The organism is Neorhizobium sp. DAR64862/K0K3, from assembly GCF_050500185.1.
GTDB classification, from domain to species: Bacteria; Pseudomonadota; Alphaproteobacteria; order Rhizobiales; family Rhizobiaceae; genus Neorhizobium; species Neorhizobium soli.
Map to the genome: position 1 here is coordinate 1,139,010 of NZ_CP191450.1, position 19,652 is coordinate 1,158,661.

Genomic DNA, 19,652 nt, shown 5'->3' on the forward strand with positions numbered 1-19,652 from the left:
ATCTCAAAACTTTCAGCTCGAGCGTACAGATGAAATCAAACCCGGCTTAGAAAATCTACCACGAGTTTGTTGAATTTCGGTGCATCAACGATATTCACCGCATGTGCGCCGAAATCCAGCAAAGCGAGTTCGGCATTGGGCATCATGTTCGAAAGCCGTACCGAGCGGGTGTAGGGCACAAGGAGATCATCCTTAGTGGCGACCAGCAAGGTCTGATGAGTGATTTCGGCAAGCCGGTCGCCGATGTCGAAGCTTCTCAGAGCTGCAATGCGCCTCATGATATTCTGCTCGCCCTGAAAATGGGCCGCTGCATGCGCCTCCTCGGCATTCATGCGTTCGGCGTTTTCAGACATCCAGACGGCCGGATAGAGAAACAGCGGTTGCGCCTTCACGAAGGCCGGGACGCCGGAGTTTTTGAGAAGCGCAATCCGCACGTCGAAACAGCGGCCGGAATGCGGATCGGCCTTGTCCCATGCATTGATCAGCACAAGCCTGTCGATCACCTCCGGCTGGCGTGCGGCGATCTCGAGCCCGATTAGACCACCAAGCGCATGGCCCATGAAGCTGAATGTCTTGAGGCCGAGCTCTTCCGCGAGCTTCATGACGTCATCCGCCATGGCCGCGATGCCGCCTTGCTCGGGCACCTCGCCAGGGGAACGGCCAGTTCCCAAGTGATCGTAGGTGATCACCCGGAAATGCTCGGAAAGCGCCTCGATCTGCGGCGTCCAGTAGGTGCCGCTGCCGCCGAGGCCGGAGGACAGAATGATGGTCAACGCGTCCTCTCCCGACGCGCCAAAAATATCGTAATGAACCATGCCGTTACTTGCCGATGTGGGCGACTGTGGCGATCTCAACGAGAGCGTCCGGCTTCACCAGGCCGCACTGAACGCAATACCTGGCCGGCTTGTCGCCCGGGAAATACTCCGCGTAGACCTTGTTCACGGCCTGATAATTCGCCCAGTCGGTGATGAAGATATGGTTCATCGTGACGTCCTCCATCGTGCCGCCGGCGGTCTCGATGACGGATTTGATGACCTCCAGGACGTGACGGGTCTGTGCTCCGGCATCACCCACATGGACGACGTCGTTGTTCTTGTCGAAGGGCAAGGTCCCCGAGACGTAGACAATGCCGTCTGCCAGCGTTCCCGGCGAATAGGGCGCGATCGGCTTCTGGGTTCCTTCCGGAACGATGATCGACTTTGGCATTCCGTTCTCCTCTTTGTTTTTCAAATTCACATATCGGTCGGAGCGGCCTGGCTGATGGCGCCACAGAAATCATTGACGGTCGCGACCCAGCCGAAGAATTTCTCGACATTGTAGACGGTCGCCTGCTGGATGAAGTCCGGCCCCAGGTGATGGGTCGCATCCTCCAGCATCACGCCGAAATATTCGAGGTGAAACGCGTCTCTCAGCGAGCTTTCGACGCAGACATTGGTGGCAATGCCGACGAAGACGAGATTGCGGATGCCGCGTGCGCGCAGCACGCTGTCCATGTTGGTGTTGAAGAAGCCCGAGTAGCGGGTCTTCGGCACAAGGATATCGCCAGGCTTCGGCTGCAGCTCGTCTACGATCGCGTAATCCCAGGTGCCCTTGGCAAGCAGTTGGCCCTGCAGTTCCGGCCGCGCCCGCATAGTCTTCAGTGCATTCGACTTGTGCCAGTTGGGAGAACCGGGGCCGCCGGCTTCCACATAGTCCTTGTCCCAGCCATTCTGGAAATAGATCACCTGCACGCCGTTCTCGCGCGCTGCATCCAGCGTCTTCTTGATGTTGGCGATCGTGCCCTTGGCGCCGGCGATGTCGAAGCCGGCGAGATCGACATAGCCGCCTTCTGTTGAATAGGCGTTCTGCATGTCGACGACGACGACGGCGGTTTCCGATGGCTTCATCGAGATCGGTTCCGGTCGTGCGGGAAGCGTCACGCTTTCCAGACGGCTTGCTGGTGCCTGATATCCTGCGACACCGGTCATTCCGCAGCCTCCAGTTCCATCTTGATGTGCTGGCGGCTTTTCATCAGCGGCTGCACGAATTGTCCGAACTTTTCGATGCCTTCGAGAAAATCGTCGAAGGTCAGCATGACACCGCCGGTGCCCGGCACTTCGGCCATCTCGTCCAGCATCGCCGCAACCTCGGCATAGGAGCCAATGATCGTTCCCATGTTGATGTTGACCGCCGAAACCGGGTTTGCCATGTGGCGGACATTTGTGTCGGAGCCGGACTTGGTATCAACAGCGCTCTGAAGGCCGAGCCACTTGATCGCGTCCTGATCGGCACCGGCCTTGTAGTGCTCCCACTTGGCCCAGGCGTCTTCGGATTTCTCTTCGGCAAGAACCATGGTCAGCACGAACGAGCGCACGTCGCGGCCGGTCTTTTCGGTCGCTGCCAGCAGGCGTTCGTTGGTCGGCGCAAAGGCCTTCGGTGTGTTGACGCCGACGCCGAAGCAAAAGCTGTAATCGGCATATTCCGCCGAGAAGGCCATGCCGGCATTGGATGAGCCCGCGCAGATCACCTTCACATCCCCTTCCGGGATCGGCTTCATGCGGCAGTCGTCCATCTGGAAATACTTGCCCTTGAGATCCGACTGGCCGGTGGTCAGGAGTTCCTTCAGAACGGTCGTATATTCGCCGAGATAGGCATAGCGATCGGCGAAATAGTCGTCGCCGGGCCAGAGCCCCATCTGGCTGTATTCGGGGCGCTGCCAGCCGGTGATCAGATTGATGCCGAAGCGTCCGCCGGAAATGCTGTCGATCGTCGTTGCCATGCGCGCGACGATTGCTGGCGGCATGATCAATGTTGCGGCGGTGCCGAACAGCTTGATCTTGGAAGTGACGGCGGCAAGGCCTGCCATCAGCGTGAAGGATTCCAGATTGTAGTCCCAGAATTCCGTCTTGCCGCCGAATCCGCGCAGCTTGATCATCGACAGCGCGAAATCAAACCCGTATTTTTCGGCCTTGAGCGTGATTTCCTTGTTCAGCTCGAACGACGGCTTGTACTGCGGTGCGTTTTCCGAAAGCAGCCAACCGTTGTTGCCGATTGGGATGAAGACTCCGACTTCCATATTCCGATCCTTCCATGCTGGATTTCCAGGCAATGCGATAAACAGAACGGACGCAAGCTACGTGCCAGTTGTAGCCTCTCATAAGTTTCAATGACTTGCCAGACGGAGCCTCAAAGATATTTTATCGGCTGATAAATTTTTGACCATCTGATAAATTTTTTGGTGGGAGATCTGCCGAAGCCGTGTGCAGCAACGGCTTCGGCAGGTCCCGTTACAGTGCGGGATGCCGGTTGACGTCCTTGTAGAGCAGGTAGCGGAAGCGGCCTGGACCGCCAGCATAGCAGGCCTGCGGGCAGTAGGAGCGCAGCCACATATAGTCGCCGGCTTCCACCTCGACCCAATCCTGGTTCAGGCGGTAGACGGCCTTGCCTTCGAGAACATAGAGCCCGTGTTCCATGATGTGGGTTTCCATGAACGGGATCACCGCACCCGGCTCGAAGGTGACGATGTTGAGGTGCATGTCATAGCGGATGTCTGAGGGATCGATGAAGCGGGTCGTCGCCCATTTGCCGTCCGTATCGGGCATAGGGTCGAGCACGCAGTCGTCTTCATGGGTAAAGATCGCCGGCGGCATGTCCAGACCATCGACCACCTGGAACGCCTTGCGAACCCAGTGGAACCGCACCGGAGCGCCACTACGGTTCCAGATCTGCCATTTCGAGCCGGCCGGAAGATAGGCAAACGACCCGGTCCGCAATTGGTTTTGCTGGCCGTCCATCTCGATCGTCATCTCGCCATCCACGACGAAGATGGCGGCCGAGGCGCGAGGGTCCGGCTCGGGACGAGCGCTGCCGCCCTGCGGAGCAACTTCCATGATGTATTGCGCGAAGGTTTCGGCGAAACCGGAGAGCGGCCGGGAAATGATCCAGGCCCGCGCATTCTCCCAATGCGGCAGCATGCTGGTGACGATGTCGCTCATGACAGTACGCGGGATGACCGCATAGGCGGTGGTGAACACCGCCTTGCTGCTGAGAAGGTCCGTCTGGGGCGGCAGGCCACCCATATTCGAGTAGTAACGGCTGGTCGTCATGCGCTGCGATTCCCCATGCTTGGCTTATCCCTCAGGTGTAAGCACGGTTTTCAGCACGGGCAATATCCGTTTTCCGTCAGGTCACGGCTCCGACCTGCCATGGCACGAATTCGTTGTCGCCATAGTCGTAGATCTCGCTCACGGTCTTTTCGCCTGACGCGACGGCGATCACATGCTCGAAAATACGCTCGCCGGACTGCTCGATCGTCTCGTCGCCGGTGACGATCCCACCGCAGTTGATGTCCATGTCTTCCTTCATGTGCTCGTACATTTCGGAATTGGTGGCGATCTTGACGCAAGGGGCCGGCTTGAAGCCGGAAACCGAGCCGCGGCCGGTGGTGAAACAGATGACGTTGCAGCCGCCGGCGACCTGGCCGGTCACGGCGACCGGATCATAGCCGGGCGTGTCCATGAAGACGAAGCCCTGCTCTGTCACCGTCTCGGCAAACTCGTAGACCGCCTTCAGCGGCATGGAGCCACCCTTGGCGACAGCACCGAGTGACTTCTCGAGAATGGTCGTGAGACCGCCAAGCTTGTTGCCGTAGGAGGGATTGTTGTTCAGCTCGTCACCGTTGCGCGCCGTATAGTCGCGCCACCAATCGATGCGCGACAGAAGCTTCTGCGCGACCTCAGGTGTCGACGCGCGACGCGTCAGCAGATGTTCTGCACCGTAGATCTCAGGCGTTTCGGCAAGAACGGTCGTGCCGCCATTGCGGACGATCAAATCCGAAGCATGGCCGAGTGCCGGGTTTGCAGAGATACCCGAATAGCCATCCGAGCCGCCGCATTCGAGAGCAAGCTTCAGCTTCGACAAGGGCTGCTCGGTGCGCACGGCGGAATTCACCATGGGCAGCATTTCCTTGATGATGGCGATCGCGGCGTCGATCGTCTTCTTGGTCCCGCCATGCTGCTGAATCGTCATCGTCCGCAGCCGCTCGCCCTCCTCCATCCGGTAATGTTCAAGGATCGGTGCGATCTGGTTGGTTTCGCAGCCGAGGCCGATCATCAGAATGCCACCGAAATTGGGATGCCGGGCATAGCCCTGGATGGTGCGGATCAGCAGGCGGTAGCCTTCCGACTTGTTGTTGATCGCGCAGCCGCTGCTATGCGTCAGCGCCACGACGCCATCGATATTGCCGAACCCGTCCAGCCCACCCATGCGGTTGAAATAGTCCGCAATGTAACGGGAGACGGTGGCGGAACAGTTCACAGAGGAGATGATGCCGATGTAGTTGCGCGTGCCGGCGCCACCGAGGCCGCGATCGAAACCCATGAATGTCCGGCGCTGCTCGAGCGGCAAAAGGGCACGCTCGCCACCATCGACGCAAAACTGGTGCTCGTGCGTCGATGGAAGCATCGCCAGATTGTGCAGGTGCACGTGATTGCCGGGCGCGATGTCCTGCGTCGCAAGACCGATCACCTGACCGTATTTCTTGACTTCCTGGCCGGCCGCAATCGCCCTGAGCGCAACCTTGTGGCCACGGCCGATCAGATCGCGCGCCATTAAGGCCTCGATACCAACGGGCGAACCCTGCTGGATCGACCGGCGGGCAACGGCAACGTCATCGGCAGTATTGAGCACGATGACCGGGGATGTCATGTCATTCATAATGGACCTCCTCCCTGGAGGTATCAAAATCGGGGTTGGTTATGGTTTTCCGCTGCTAGTGGTCAAGCCAGCGGCGTTTCGATTCCTCCAGATGCATGCGCATCATTGCTTGGGCTAGCAGCCCGTCACGCGCTTCCAGCGCGGTCAGGATTTCCTCATGCTCCGCGAGGGCGCAACTCCATGTTTCCGGTGTTTCGAAATGCTCCCGAAGCTGGGCGGAAAGAGGGCTGTGCCGATCGTCAAACAGATCGCCGATGATGCGGCCAATGACACTGTTTCCCGACTGGGTGGCGATCGTCAGGTGGAACTGGCGATCCTGGTCGACCGGTTTGCGGCCTTCCTCTATCTCGATCGCCATCGCGTCGAGCGTTTGACGAAGCGTAGCAAGCGCCTCCGGCGTGATGCGCGCGCAGGCAAGAACGATGGCGGCACCCTCGATTGTCGCACGCGCCTGCATCAGCTCGGCCGGGCTCTCTCCCATGGACCCCGACCATGCAGCGCGCCGCTCGGCGGCCGGAACGACATAGACGCCAGACCCCATGCGGATCTCGACAGTGCCGTCCAGTTCAAGCGCGATCAACGCCTCGCGTAGCGACGGGCGCGACACACCAAGCTGCTGCGCAAGCTCGCGTTCCGCCGGCAGGCGCTGGCCGAAACGAAACTGCCCATTCTGCACCAAGCCGCGGATCTGGTCTGCGATCTGTTGATAAAGCCGGCGTTCCGGGATCCGAATTCCGTTCATAAGCGCTCCAAAACTGGCCTTACCATATTGCCTGACCGCTGAACTGGCAAGGCCAATGACAACAGCTATATGTCCCGTAACGCTGAGAAAACACAAATTTCGTCCTTCGCCACGAAACTGGCTTGACCATTTTGGTAAGGCCGCCTAGCAATATTGGCCAGACCGGATGGGTGGAGCTGACCGGCAGTCGCAAGCTTGCGACAAGAGGAGGATGTGGAGGATGCAGACCGATCATTCGGTACTCGAGGCGCGTTTGCGCCCGGCCGTTGGCGTGCCAGCAGCTGACGCACTTCTGCGGCTCGACAACATCTCAAAGGAATTTCCGGGCGTCAAAGCTCTAGCCGACGTCAGCTTCGACCTTCGTCGCGGCGAAGTGCATGCCGTGTGCGGCGAAAACGGCGCAGGCAAATCAACGCTGATGAAGATCATCAGCGGCGTTTATCAGCCCACATCCGGAACCATCACCTACAAGGGCGAAGAGCGGAATTTCTCGTCGACGCGGCAGTCCGAATCCGCTGGCATCGCCATCATCCACCAGGAACTCAATCTTGTTCCGCATCTGACCGTCGCCGAAAACATCTATCTCGCCCGCGAGCCTCGCCGCGGCTTTCTCGTCGACCGCAAGAAACTCCGGGCAGATGCCAAGCGCTGTCTCGACCGGCTGGGCGTCGATATCAGCCCTGATGTCTCCGTCCGTGGGCTTTCCGTGGCGCAGTGCCAGATGGTGGAGATCGCCAAGGCATTGTCGCTGGATGCCGAAGTCCTGATCATGGACGAGCCAACCTCGTCCTTGACCGAGCAGGAAACGCGGCTTCTGTTCAAAGTCATCCGTGATCTCAAGACATCAGGCGTCGGGGTCGTCTACATTTCTCACCGGCTCGACGAAATGGCTGAGATCGTTGATCGCGTCACGGTGCTGCGCGATGGTCGTTTTATCGCCACCGACGATTTTGCAGCGACAACCGTCGATGACATCGTCTCCAAGATGGTCGGCCGCTCGCTGGAAGAAAAGTTTCCAGAGAGAACCTCGACGCCGAGTGACGACGTCATTTTCAGTGTGGACGGTCTCAATCGCACCGGCGTCTTCAGAGACATCTCGTTTACGCTTCGTCGCGGCGAAATTCTGGGCTTTGCAGGCCTGATGGGTGCCGGGCGCACGGAAGTGGCCCGCGCAATCTTCGGCGCCGATGCGATCGATGCCGGGACGATCACCCTGCATGGGCAGACACTTTCGATTTCCTCTCCGCGGGACGCGATCGATGCGGGCATCGCCTACCTCTCGGAAGACCGCAAGGCGCAGGGACTGGCGATCAAGATGCCTGTCGATGCGAACATGACGCTTGCCAACATGGAAGCGCTGTCGGATCGCTTCGGACTGATCGATTTCAAGGCGCAAGACAAGGTCGCCAACGAGTATGTCGACCTCCTCAACATTCGCACGCCTTCTATCCGGCAGCAGGTGCGGCTTCTTTCGGGCGGCAACCAGCAGAAGATCATCATCGGCAAATGGCTTTTCCGCAAGTCGAAGGTCCTGTTCTTCGACGAGCCGACCCGCGGCATCGACGTGGGCGCAAAGCTCGCAATCTACAAGATCATGGACGAACTGGCCGCAAACGGCATCGGCGTGGTGCTGATCAGTTCGGAACTGCCCGAAATCATGGGCATGACGGACCGGGTTGCGGTCTTTCATCATGGCCGGATCACCGGCGTGCTGGAAACGGCAAAGACCAACCAGGAAGAGATAATGCGCTACGCCTCCGGCTACAGCCGGACATCAGGTGCGGACGCTGGCGCAAGGAGCAAGCATGGCTGATATTACTGAACCCTCGAAGTCGCGGAGCGTTTCGCTGAGCGACCGCCAAAAGGACATCATCCAGAAGTTTGCAGCACTCGGCAGCCTGTTTGTTCTTGTGCTGGTGTTTTCATTCAGCAGCAACGCCTTCTTCACCGTCAACAATGCGATGACAATCGCCTTGCAGGTCACCTCGATTGCCCTTCTCGGCATCGGTGCCACCTGCGTCATCATTACCGGCGGCATCGATTTGTCCGTCGGCTCTGTGCTGGCGCTGGCAGGCGTCGTCGCGGCTCTCTGCGTCAAGGAGCTCGGCCTGCCGGTTCCGCTCGGCATGTTCGTCGGCATTCTCGTCGGCAGCCTCTGCGGCCTGATCAACGGCATTCTGGTGACCCAGATGAAACTGCCGCCCTTTATTGCGACGCTCGGGATGATGCTGATCGCCCGCGGCGTGGCGCTTCAGATTACCGGTGCCCGCGCTGTTTCCGGCCTTGGCGAATCCTTCGGCGTGCTTGGCAACGGCTCGTTGTTTCGCGTCGTCACCATCGGCGACGACGGCTTCCCGACGGTGGTCTTCCCGGGCATCCCCTATCCGGTCATCCTGATGATCGTGATTGCGATTGCCGTGTCCTTCATGCTGAACCGGTCCGTGCTCGGCCGCCATATCTATGCGGTCGGTTCGAACGCGGACGCTGCAAGGCTTTCTGGCGTCAACGTCGCCCGCGTCACCAATTTCACCTACATCTTGTCAGGCACGCTCGCTGGCCTGACCGGTTGCGTGCTGATGTCCCGCCTCGTGACGGCGCAGCCGAACGAAGGCGTGATGTACGAACTCGATGCCATCGCCAGCGCCGTCATCGGCGGCACCTCGCTGATCGGCGGTGTCGGCACAATTTCCGGAACGGCGATCGGCGCCTTCGTCATCGGCATCCTGCGCAACGGGCTTAACATGAACGGCGTTTCCGCCTTCACACAACAGATCATCATCGGCCTCGTCATCCTGATCACCGTCTGGATCGATCAATTGCGCAACCGCCGGTGAAGAAGGGTGCGGACCCTTTTCCGCGACAATGGGGGTGGGAGTTCCCCGGGGCGGCGAAAACGCCGTCCGTTTGAGGAGGATTGAACATGAAGAAACTAGCAACCGCGTTGCTTGCCTCGGCGCTGATCTTGGGTGCGGCCTCTGCACAGGCAGCCGAGATCGCCGTCATCGTCAAGACCGTCAACTCGACCTTCTGGCAGAACGTCCAGAAGGGCGCTGATGCCGCCATGAAGGAAGTCGGCGCCGGCAATACGATGACCTTCCAGGGTCCGGCATCGGAATCCGCCATCGCTGACCAGGTCAACATGGTCGAAAATGCCGTTAACCGCGGCGTGGCCGGCATCGTGCTTGCGCCGTCCGATCCGGACGCGCTGATCCCGGCCGTGAAAAAGGCCTGGGAAGCCCGTATTCCGGTCGTGATCGTTGACTCGATGCTGAGCAAGGGCTCGGAACAGTATTACCAGTCGTTCCTCGCAACCGACAACAAGACGGCCGGCGAACTGGCTGCCAAGGCGTTGATTGGCAAGGTCGGCACCGAAGGCAAGATCGCCGTCATGTCCTATGTGGCAGGCGCCGGTTCCGAGATCGGCCGTGTTGGTGGCTTCACCGACTATATCAAGGCCAACTCGAAGCTCCAGATCGTCGGCCCGTTCTACTCGCAGTCGCAGATGGCGACGGCGCTGAACCAGACCACGGACGTTCTGGCCGCCAATTCCGACCTCAAGGCCATCTTCGGCGCCAATGAGCCGACGGCAATCGGCATGGGCCGCGCCATCAAGCAGTCCGGCAAATCGGGCAAGCTTGTCGCGATCGGTTTCGACGGTAACCAGGACCTGCAGGAATTCGTCAAGGACGGCACGCTTCAGGCGATCGCAGTCCAGGGCTCGTTCCAGATGGGCGATCTCGGCGTCAAGACGATCTCCAAGCTCCTGAAAAAGGAAAAGGTCGAGAAGTTTGTCGATACGGGTGTCGTCGTCGTCACCAAGGACAATATCGATAAGCCGGAAGCCAAGAACGTTCTCTATTAAGCCTCCCCGCCTCGATACGCGTCGCGAATGGCGCGTATCGTCTTTCTCTGCAGTGATAAAATGAAGGTTGCCCGATGGACGCCAGTGATACCCGCAAATTCCCGCGTGTCGATTTGGATGTGACGCTGATCGGCCTCGGCTGCGCCCAGATGGGCAACCTTTATCGCGTCACGCCCTATGCGGAATCCGCTGGCGCTTTTAAGTCCGCGTGGGATGCCGGTATCCGCTATTTCGACACCGCACCCTTCTACGGCTTTACCCGCTCCGAACGCCGCCTTGGAACGATGCTGACCGATCTTCCCCGCGAAGACTATGTTCTGAGCACCAAGGTCGGGCGCGTCATGACGCCGGATGAGACGGTTGGTCCGGAAGAGGACGGCTACGCCGAGCCCCTGCCCTTTCGTCCTGTCTACGACTACAGCTATGACGGCATTCTGCGGTCCTTTGACGCAAGCCAGCAGCGCCTTGGGATTCTGAAGCCGGACATCCTCTATATTCACGATATTGGTCGCATGACGCATGGCGACCGCCACGATCACTACTGGCAGCAACTGACCGATGGCGGCGGTTTCAAGGCGCTGGGCAAATTGCGGGATGAAGGGTCGACCAAGGCTGTCGGCCTCGGCGTCAACGAATGGGAAGTCGTCGCCGACGCGATGAAGGTTTTCGACATCGATTGCACGATGCTGGCCGGTCGCTACACGCTGCTCGAACAGGAAAGTCTTGCCTTCATGGATGAATGCGCGAAGCAAGGTGTGGCGATCGTTGCCGCGGGTCCGTTCAATTCCGGGCTTCTCGCCGGAAACAAGAAGTTCAACTATACCGAAGCGCCGGCTGAGATCCTCGCCCGTGTCGAGCAGTTGCGGGCGGTCTGCGAGGAAGAAGGCGTGACCCTTCAGGCTGCGGCACTCCAGTTTCCGCTGGCGCATCCGGCGGTCGCGACGATCGTGTCCGGCGCCCGCAATGCCGAACAGATCACCTCGAATGTCGACTGGTTTGCCGAGGAGATTCCCGCCTCATTCTGGTCGCGCCTGAGGGAAAGCGGGCTTCTGGCCGAAGGCACACCACTTCCCGGCATCGGAGCCTGATCGATGCGAATCGATGCCCACCAGCATTTCTGGCGGATCGCCGACCGGGCAGGCCAATGGCCGGGGTCGGAGCTCGCTGCCATTCACAGGGATTTCCTGCCGGACGACCTGCGGCCGTTGCTGGAAGAGGCCCGCGTCGATGGCACCGTGCTGGTGCAGACGATGGAGACGCAAGCCGATACGCAGTTCATGCTGGATCTGGCCGACAACCACCCTTTCATCCTGGGCGTGGTCGGCTGGACGGATTTGAAAGCATCGGATGTGCGAGAGAATATCGGACAGCTGGCAAGGCACAGTAAGCTGAAGGGTTTCCGCCCGATGCTGCAGGACTTGGCCGACGACCGGTGGATCGACGATCCCGCGCTGGACGCCGGTATCGCAACAATGATCGAACACGACCTCGTCTTCGATGCGCTTGTGCTTCCAAGGCATCTGGCACCGCTTTGCAACTTCGCCCGACGCCATCAGAAACTTCAGATCGTCATCGACCACGGCGCCAAGCCGCCGATCGCCGAGGGACGGTTTATCGACTGGTATGCCCGCATGAAAGCGCTGGCGGCTCAACCGAACGTCCATTGCAAGCTATCGGGCCTTCTGACCGAAGCGGGAGACCAGAAGCCGCAATCCGTGCGCCCCTATGCGGAAACGATCTTCGACCTGTTCGGACCGGATCGCGTCATCTGGGGCAGCGACTGGCCTGTCCTGAGACTTGCCGGGGAATATGGTGCGTGGCTCAAACAGTGCCTGGACATCGTCCCGGAAGAGCACCATCCGGCCGTCTTCGGCGGCAATGCCAAACGTTTCTATCGACTGAAAGAGATCTAGGATGCTGACTATCATATGCGATGAACCGGGCAAACTTTCGGCGATCGAGCGAGACAAGCCCGCACGTGGCGAAGGCGAGGTGCTTCTGAAGGTCCGCCGTATCGGCGTCTGTGGTACCGACCTGCATATCTTCACCGGCAAGCAGCCCTATCTTTCCTATCCGCGCGTCATGGGTCACGAACTCGCGGCAACCGTCGAGGAAGCGCCTGAGGGAAGCTCGCTTCAGGTCGGCGATATCGTCTCGATCATCCCCTACATTTCCTGTGGCCACTGCAATGCCTGCCTGAAGGGCAAGACCAACTGCTGCCGCAATATCGGCGTGCTCGGCGTCCATCGCGATGGCGGCATGACGGAATATCTGAGCATTCCCGAGCAGTTCGCGGTGAAGGCAGACGGACTGACGCTTGATCAGGCTGCCATGGTCGAGTTTCTGGCGATCGGCGCACATGCCGTCGCCCGCGCACGGGTCGAAAACGGTCAGAAGGTTCTCGTCGTCGGGGCCGGCCCGATCGGTCTGTCGGTCGCAATTTTTGCGCAGCTGGAAGGTGCCGAGGTTACTGTCATCGACGGTCGTGAAGACAGGCTGGAGTTCGCCAAGAGCCAGTTGGGCATTACGTCCACGGTCGCGCTTTCCGCTGATGACGCCGACCAGCTTTCCGCGATCACCAATGGCGATTTTTTCGACGCGGTGTTCGACGCGACCGGTAACCCGAAAGCGATGGAGCGCGGCTTCTCCTTTGTCGGGCATGGCGGCACCTATGTCCTGGTGTCGATCGTCTCCAGCACGATCGGCTTTTCGGATCCCGAGTTTCACAAACGCGAAACGACGCTTCTCGGCAGCCGCAACGCGACGATCACAGACTTCGAGCGGGTGATGGACGCGATGCGCGCTGGTGAGGTGCCGGACGCCTTGATTACGCACCGCATGCACCTCTCAGAGGTCCCGGACCGGTTTTCCAAGCTGACCGACCCCGCGCAGGCGGTGGTCAAGGCGCTCATCGAAGTCGCCTGAGGAGTAAAGTCATGCAACGCATGGGAATGATGATCGGCGTGCAGCCGGAGATGCTTGCCAAGTATCGGGAACTGCATGCGGCGGTATGGCCGGAAATCCTCGACTTGATTTCCCGCTGCAACATCAGGAACTATACGATCTTCCTGCGCGAACCGGAAAACCTCCTGTTCGGCACATGGGAATATCACGGCACCGATTTCGCAGCCGACATGGCGCGGATGGCGGCCAATGAGAAGAACCAGGAATGGTGGGCCTTTACCATTCCCTGCCAGAAGCCCCTGGAAACGCGGGCTGAAGGTGAATGGTGGGCGATGATGGAAGAAGTTTTCCATCATGACTGACATGCAGAGAGGAGAGTTGAAGTCGATGGCAAATCTGAATGGCAAGACAGTTCTGATCACCGCGGCGGGTCAGGGGATCGGCCGCGCCAGTGCGCTTGCCTTCATCGCGGCAGGCGCCAAGGTTCATGCCACCGATATCAACGAGACGGCTCTTTCCGAGTTGCCGAAGCTCGACAACTTGACAACGGCAAAGCTCGACGTGCTGAACGAGGACGCGGTCAAGGCCTGCGTCTCTGATATCGGTCAGGTCGACGTGCTCTTCAACTGCGCAGGCGTCGTGCACGCCGGTTCGGTGCTGGAGATGCCGGATAGCGATCTCGATTTTGCCTTCGATCTCAACGTGCGGGCCATGATCCGCACGATCCGTGCCGTGCTGCCGGGCATGCTGGAGCGCAGGGATGGCGCGATCATCAACATGGCCTCGGTGGCTTCCAGCGTGAAGGGCGTGCCGAACCGTTTCGCCTATGGTGTGACCAAGGCAGCTGTGATCGGACTGACCAAATCGGTCGCGGCCGATTACGTGACGCAAGGCATCCGCTGCAATGCGATCTGCCCGGGCACAGTGGAAAGCCCGTCGCTTCAGGACCGCATGCGCGCCCAGGGCGATTATGATGCCGCCCGCGCCGCCTTCATCGCCCGCCAGCCGATGGGTCGACTTGGTTCGCCGGAAGAGATCGCCGATCTCGCCGTCTACCTTGCAACGGCCACCTATACGAGCGGACAAGCCTTCGCCATCGATGGCGGCTGGACGATCTGAGCCTTATTCCTCTGCCGTCCTAGACGGCGCACAACCCGATCATCTTGAACCGCCGACCAGCGGAAGGACTAGCCATGGCCAAAATCATCGATATGCGGGTTGTCGACCTGCGCTTTCCGACCTCGCAGAGCCTCGACGGCTCCGATGCCATGAACCCGGATCCGGATTATTCGGCCGCCTATGTGATCCTCGAAACCGACGCTCCGGCGCTGAAGGGACACGGCCTCACCTTCACGATCGGCCGCGGCAACGACATCTGCTGCATGGCGATCGAGGCGATGCGCCACCTTGTCGTCGGTGCCGATACGGAGGTGATGAAGGCCAATCCGGGTAAATTCTGGCGGCACCTCACAGGCGACAGCCAGTTGCGGTGGATCGGCCCGGACAAGGGCGCCATGCATCTTGCGACCGGCGCCGTCGTCAACGCCTTCTGGGATCTGCTCGCCAAGGAAGAAGGCAAGCCGGTCTGGCGGCTGGTGGCAGACATGTCGCCGGAAGAGATCGCCGATATCATCGACTATCGCTATCTGACCGACGTCTTCACCCGCGACGAGGCTCTTGCCATTCTCAGAAAAGCCGAGGCCGGGAAGTCGGAACGGATCGCCATTCTGGAAAGCAGGGGTTATCCCTGCTACACGACCTCCGCCGGCTGGCTTGGCTATGACGACGAAAAGCTGCGCAGGCTTTGCCAGGAAGCGATCGATGCCGGTTTCGATCATATCAAGATGAAGGTCGGTCGCGATCTGGAGGACGACATTCGCCGTCTGACCATCGCGCGCGAGGTGATCGGCCCGGACCGTTACCTGATGATCGATGCCAACCAGGTCTGGGAGGTCGACCAGGCGATCGACTGGGTGAACAAGCTCGCGTTCTCCAAGCCCTTCTTCATCGAGGAGCCGACCAGCCCGGATGACATTGCCGGTCACCGAAAGATCCGCCAGGCGATCGGGTTGGTGAAGGTTGCCACTGGCGAGATGTGCCAGAACCGTATCATGTTCAAGCAGTTCATCGCCGAGGGTGCGATCGATATCGTGCAGATCGACAGCTGCCGCATGGGCGGGCTGAACGAGGTTCTCTCCGTCCTGCTGATTGCCGCCAAATATGGCCTCCCGGTCTGGCCGCATGCCGGCGGCGTCGGCCTTTGCGAATATGTCCAGCATCTCTCGATGATCGACTACGTTGCGGTGTGCGGCACGATGGAAGGCCGCGTCATCGAGTATGTCGATCACCTGCACGAGCATTTCCTCGAACCCTGCGTCATCGAGAACGCCGCCTATATGCCGCCGAAAATGCCCGGCTTCTCGATCGAGATGAAGGCAGAGACGCTTGAGGAATTCCGCTTCGGACGTTGAGGGCGATGGCGGTCTCTGTTACTCCCGGGTAGTTGCGTCGCTTGAACTCGAGGGGGATCTCCAATGGAGCCAATCTGGGCCGTCGGCCTGATGACCGGGACCGTCCTCGACGGCAATATCGACGTTGCGCTCTTGAAGACCGACGGCGAAACGGTGGAGACAGCAGGCGCCTATACGTTGGCGCCCTATCCGCCCGAGATCCGGTCTCTTCTCGAGGAAACGCTCGCCCAAGCGCGCGTCTGGGAATTCGAAGGACCGGAGCCCGCGATCTTCGCCGTGGCCGAGGAGGCATTGACGCGGGCGCAATCGCGCGCAGTGCAGGATCTTGTTGAAAGCGCCGGCATGACGATGGCCGATATCGACATTGTCGGCTTTCACGGCCAGACCGTTCTCCACCGTGCACCGACCCGGGAACGCCTCGGCGACACGCGGCAGCTCGGTGATGGCGAATTGATGGCGTCGATCCTGGGCTGCAAGGTCGCCTATGATTTCAGAACCGCGGACGTTCGCGCCGGTGGTCAGGGCGCACCGCTTGCCGCGGTCTATCACGCGGCGCTGCTGCGTGGCGTCGATCGATCGGGAGATAGCGCCGTTCTCAACCTCGGCGGTGTCGGCAATATCAGCTGGTGGGATGGCGAGGATCTGGTGATCGCCTTTGATACCGGCCCGGCCAACGCCCCGCTCAACGATTTCATCAAGTCGCTCGGTCTTGGCGAGATGGACCGGGACGGAGCGCTTGGTGCTTCGGGCAAGGTCGATGAGGAGCGCCTGGCCCGCCTGCTTCAGCATCCGTACATGACGGCGCCCTACCCGAAATCGCTCGACCGCTATTCGTTTACCGCGGCAATGGCCGACGGGCTTTCGCCCGAAGACGGCGCGGCTACACTTTCGGCCTTCACCGCATCGACGGTCGGCAAGGCGCTCGACCTTTTGCCGAGACGTCCGAAGCGACTGATCGTTGCCGGTGGCGGACGTCGCAACCCGACGATCATGGCGATGCTAAAACAGCGCGCCGGCGTCGAGGCCATGTCCGCGGACGAGTTCGGCTGGCGGGGCGATGCCGTCGAGGCGGAACTGTTCGCATTCCTCGCCGTACGCGTGCTACGCGGTCTGCCGATCAGCTTTCCGACGACGACAGGTGCGCCAAGGCCTCTGCAGGGCGGACGACTGGCGGGCTGACTTGAGCCTCAAGCGGAATTGAGTTTCCCGGATGGGTCTTGCCGCCCTACATGACTGACATAGCCGTCACGGAGGAAACAGCTTTGCGTCTTTACCGGATCCTTGCATCCATCCTGGTGCTTCTTGCGCTTTGCGCCCCAGCCGTGGCGCAACAGCCCCCCGGCATATTCGGGCTTATCCCCGATGACAGCACGACCGAGCACGTTCTCAAAACCGAGGGCAGCGCCGATCTGCCCTATACAGCGACCGCCGGGACGCTTGACCTGTTCGGCCAGGACGGCAATCGAACGGCCAAGATCTTCTACACGGCCTATATCGCCAAGGATCGCACGCCGGGTCGTCCGCTCACATTCGCCTTCAACGGCGGCCCGGGTGCCGCATCGGCCTATCTGCATCTCGGGCTGCTGGGCCCGCGGATCATCGAATTCGGCAAGAACGGCAACGACGGAACTACACCGCAGATCAGGGACAATCCGCAAAGCTGGCTGGCATTTACCGATCTTGTCATGATCGATCCGGTTGGCACCGGGTGGAGCCGCGCCGCCAGCGACGACATTGCCAAGAATTTCTACGGCGTAAGTCAGGATGCCGACAGCCTTGCCAAGGTGATCTCGCTCTACGTCCAGAAGAACGACCGGCTGAATGCACCAAAATATCTGGTCGGCGAAAGCTATGGCGGGTTCCGCGCGGCGAAAGTCGCGATCGCGATGAAGAATAGCCAGGGCATCATCCCCTCCGGCATCATCATGCTCTCGCCGTTTATCGAAGGCCGGTTCCTCGCAAATTCCGACGATCCGCTGAGCGCCGCACTGCAACTGCCCTCGCTTGCGGCAGCCGAGATGGAGCGTACCAAAAGCTTCACGCCTGAAAAGCTCGCCGAAGCCGAACGTTTCGCGTTGCGCGATTATCTTCCGACAGTGGCGGGTGCTGCTCCGACGGGCGAAGAAGCCGAGGCTTTCTATGGAAAGCTTGCTGGTCTCACGGGTATCCCGAAAGATGTTGTTTCCAGAACGCGAGGCCTCGTCGGCGATGTCTACGGGAAGCAGATGGGCGGACCGGGTCGGGTCGTCAGCCCCTATGATGCATCCTACGCCGTGCCGGACGCCTATCCCGAGGACGCGTATGGGCGCAATGACGATCCCATTCTGGAAGGCTACACCCGCGCCTACAGTGCAGCCTTTGCCTCCTATGCGAAAGGCGAGCTGAAGTTTTCGAGCGACATGACCTACTCGCTTTTGAACGAGGATGTGAACCGCCGGTGGGAATGGAATGGCAGCCGGGGCGGCGATGCTCGCGCGCTCGCCAGCGCGTCGACGGATATCCGCGACCTGCTGTCGGTCATCCCATCCTTCCGCCTGCTGGTCGCGCATGGTCACAGCGATGCGCTGACACCCTATGGTGTGAGCCGCTACGTGATTGATCATCTGCCGACACAGTTGGCAGCCGGCCGGGCAGAACTGAAGACCTATAGCGGCGGCCACATGTTCTATACCAACCCGTCGTCGAGGGCGGCATTCCTGAGCGATGCGAAAGCGTTCTACGAGACAAAGACGGTAGAATAGGAATAAGCCCGGTCTATCGAGCTTTTCAAAAGAGTCCGGCACCCCAGGGGTGCCGGATTTCGTATGGGATATGACCCAGCCTATTTCTTTTCGGAGTGGCCGCCGAAGGCTGCCCGAAGCGCCGACAGAACCTGGTTCGAATACTGCTCGTGACCCTGCGACGAAAAGCGCTGGAAGAGAGCGGACGACAGGACCGGAAGCGGCACGCCGGTATCGATACCGGCCTTCATCATCCACCGTCCCTCGCCGGAATCCGAAACTCGACCACTGAAGGCGTCAAGCGTCGGATCGTTGTGCAGAGAGCCGGCGAGAAGATCGAGCAGCCACGACGAAACGACGCTGCCGTGACGCCAGACTTCGGTGATTTCGGCCACGTCCAGATCGTAGTGATAGTAGTGCGGATTGGCGAGCGGGCTGGTTTCCGCATCGGCGCTACGTGCCACCTTGCCGATATTGGCAGACTTCATCAGGTTGAGGCCTTCGGCATAGGCCGCCATCATGCCGTATTCGATGCCGTTGTGGACCATCTTCACGAAGTGACCTGATCCTGCCGGGCCGCAATGGATATAGCCAAGTTCCGAGGTCCGCTGTGCTTCCTTGCCGGCTCCCGGGGAGAGCGAAAGGAAGATCGGATCGAGGCGCTTCACCGCTTCATCCGGTCCGCCGATCATCAGGCAATAGCCGCGTTCCAGACCCCAGACGCCACCGCTCGTGCCGACATCGATATAGTCGAGGCCGATGCCCGAAAGACGCCCTGCGCGATCGATATCGTCCTGGTAGTTGGAGTTTCCGCCGTCGATCAGCACGTCGCCCGCCGCCATGACACCCGAGAGCTTCTCGATCGTCTGGTCGGTGATCGCCGCCGGCAACATCAGCCAAACGGTGGCCGGTTTCGCGAGCTTTGCGACCATATCTTCCAGCGAGGTGGCGCCCACGGCCCCTTCCCGCTCCAGAGCCTCGACATTGGCCTGACTGACATCGAATACCACACACTCATGGCCATCACGCAGGAGCCGTCGCACCATATTGGCGCCCATACGGCCGAGGCCTATCATTCCGATCTGCATTCCGTTTCCCTTCCGAAAAACCATGTTGTGGGTCCGAACCATCAGGCCCGACTGAGATGAGGCATATCAGTTCGTTCAGAAATTGACACGTGCAGACATGCACAGCAGATGCGCCGAAACCGCCAGCCTAGGCACGGGAAGAAAAGACTGTTGACAACCTTCAGCGAAAAT

The 19,652-nt window shown here is 60.0% G+C and carries 19 protein-coding genes; 11 read left to right on the forward strand and 8 right to left on the reverse strand.

The features are described 5' to 3' along the window. Positions 1-35 precede the first annotated feature (35 nt). The 7 genes from rutD to ACQY1L_RS22145 form a co-directional block, all read right to left on the reverse strand. A complete protein-coding gene (gene rutD, locus ACQY1L_RS22115) occupies positions 36-815 on the reverse strand; it encodes a pyrimidine utilization protein D (protein ID WP_430244544.1) in 780 nt (259 codons plus the stop codon). A gap of 4 nt (positions 816-819) precedes the next feature. Then, positions 820-1,206, reverse strand: coding sequence for a pyrimidine utilization protein C (rutC, locus tag ACQY1L_RS22120; protein ID WP_062458958.1), 387 nt, complete (start codon positions 1,204-1,206; stop codon positions 820-822). Positions 1,207-1,232: 26 nt separating this feature from the next. Next, the gene (gene rutB / locus ACQY1L_RS22125) at positions 1,233-1,967 is read right to left on the reverse strand and encodes a pyrimidine utilization protein B (protein ID WP_184655227.1); all 735 of its coding nucleotides are present in this window, start codon (positions 1,965-1,967) and stop codon (positions 1,233-1,235) included. Continuing rightward, positions 1,964-3,055: a pyrimidine utilization protein A gene (rutA, locus tag ACQY1L_RS22130; protein WP_062458952.1), complete on the reverse strand. Its 1,092-nt coding sequence runs from the start codon at positions 3,053-3,055 to the stop codon at positions 1,964-1,966. Before rutA ends, rutB begins: the two co-directional genes overlap by 4 nt. A 211-nt stretch (positions 3,056-3,266) precedes the next feature. Further along, positions 3,267-4,085, reverse strand: coding sequence for a bifunctional allantoicase/(S)-ureidoglycine aminohydrolase (locus ACQY1L_RS22135; RefSeq protein WP_430244548.1), 819 nt, complete (start codon positions 4,083-4,085; stop codon positions 3,267-3,269). Positions 4,086-4,161: 76 nt separating this feature from the next. Then, positions 4,162-5,694 (reverse strand): UxaA family hydrolase, encoded by a 1,533-nt coding sequence (locus ACQY1L_RS22140; RefSeq protein WP_430244551.1) that lies wholly within the window; start codon positions 5,692-5,694, stop codon positions 4,162-4,164. Positions 5,695-5,749: 55 nt separating this feature from the next. Further along, positions 5,750-6,436 (reverse strand): FadR/GntR family transcriptional regulator, encoded by a 687-nt coding sequence (locus ACQY1L_RS22145; protein ID WP_062458943.1) that lies wholly within the window; start codon positions 6,434-6,436, stop codon positions 5,750-5,752. 220 nt (positions 6,437-6,656) lie between these two features. Here ACQY1L_RS22145 and ACQY1L_RS22150 point away from each other — a divergent pair, with 220 nt between their 5' ends. From ACQY1L_RS22150 to ACQY1L_RS22200, 11 genes are all read left to right on the forward strand, one after another. Next, a complete protein-coding gene (locus tag ACQY1L_RS22150) occupies positions 6,657-8,249 on the forward strand; it encodes a sugar ABC transporter ATP-binding protein (RefSeq protein ID WP_430244554.1) in 1,593 nt (530 codons plus the stop codon). After that, positions 8,242-9,270, forward strand: coding sequence for an ABC transporter permease (locus ACQY1L_RS22155; RefSeq protein WP_062458936.1), 1,029 nt, complete (start codon positions 8,242-8,244; stop codon positions 9,268-9,270). The genes ACQY1L_RS22150 and ACQY1L_RS22155 overlap by 8 nt, the downstream gene beginning before the upstream one ends. A gap of 86 nt (positions 9,271-9,356) precedes the next feature. Then, positions 9,357-10,298, forward strand: a complete 942-nt coding sequence (locus ACQY1L_RS22160) for an ABC transporter substrate-binding protein (RefSeq protein WP_113165111.1) — start codon at positions 9,357-9,359, stop codon at positions 10,296-10,298. Between the two features lie 74 nt (positions 10,299-10,372). Beyond that, positions 10,373-11,386 carry an aldo/keto reductase gene (locus ACQY1L_RS22165; RefSeq protein WP_430244558.1) on the forward strand — a complete coding sequence of 338 codons (1,014 nt, stop codon included), beginning with the start codon at positions 10,373-10,375 and terminating at the stop codon, positions 11,384-11,386. Positions 11,387-11,389: 3 nt separating this feature from the next. Continuing rightward, entirely contained in the window at positions 11,390-12,211 is an 822-nt protein-coding gene (locus ACQY1L_RS22170; RefSeq protein WP_430244561.1) for an amidohydrolase family protein, read from the forward strand. 1 nt (position 12,212) lies between these two features. Then, on the forward strand, positions 12,213-13,223 hold the full coding sequence (locus tag ACQY1L_RS22175; protein ID WP_430244564.1) for a zinc-binding alcohol dehydrogenase family protein: 1,011 nt from the start codon (positions 12,213-12,215) through the stop codon (positions 13,221-13,223). An 11-nt stretch (positions 13,224-13,234) separates the two neighbouring features. Further along, on the forward strand, positions 13,235-13,564 hold the full coding sequence (locus ACQY1L_RS22180; RefSeq protein WP_092664237.1) for an L-rhamnose mutarotase: 330 nt from the start codon (positions 13,235-13,237) through the stop codon (positions 13,562-13,564). A 25-nt stretch (positions 13,565-13,589) separates the two neighbouring features. Then, positions 13,590-14,321 carry an SDR family oxidoreductase gene (locus ACQY1L_RS22185; RefSeq protein ID WP_184655233.1) on the forward strand — a complete coding sequence of 244 codons (732 nt, stop codon included), beginning with the start codon at positions 13,590-13,592 and terminating at the stop codon, positions 14,319-14,321. A gap of 74 nt (positions 14,322-14,395) precedes the next feature. After that, entirely contained in the window at positions 14,396-15,673 is a 1,278-nt protein-coding gene (locus ACQY1L_RS22190; RefSeq protein ID WP_430244566.1) for an L-fuconate dehydratase, read from the forward strand. A 63-nt stretch (positions 15,674-15,736) separates the two neighbouring features. Then, on the forward strand, positions 15,737-16,852 hold the full coding sequence (locus ACQY1L_RS22195; protein ID WP_430244569.1) for an anhydro-N-acetylmuramic acid kinase: 1,116 nt from the start codon (positions 15,737-15,739) through the stop codon (positions 16,850-16,852). A gap of 50 nt (positions 16,853-16,902) precedes the next feature. Then, positions 16,903-18,414, forward strand: coding sequence for a S10 family peptidase (locus ACQY1L_RS22200; RefSeq protein WP_430244572.1), 1,512 nt, complete (start codon positions 16,903-16,905; stop codon positions 18,412-18,414). Between the two features lie 80 nt (positions 18,415-18,494). On the opposite strand, the gene gnd is transcribed toward ACQY1L_RS22200, so the two are convergent. Next, positions 18,495-19,481, reverse strand: a complete 987-nt coding sequence (gene gnd / locus ACQY1L_RS22205) for a phosphogluconate dehydrogenase (NAD(+)-dependent, decarboxylating) (protein WP_174197496.1) — start codon at positions 19,479-19,481, stop codon at positions 18,495-18,497. Positions 19,482-19,652: the final 171 nt, after the last annotated feature.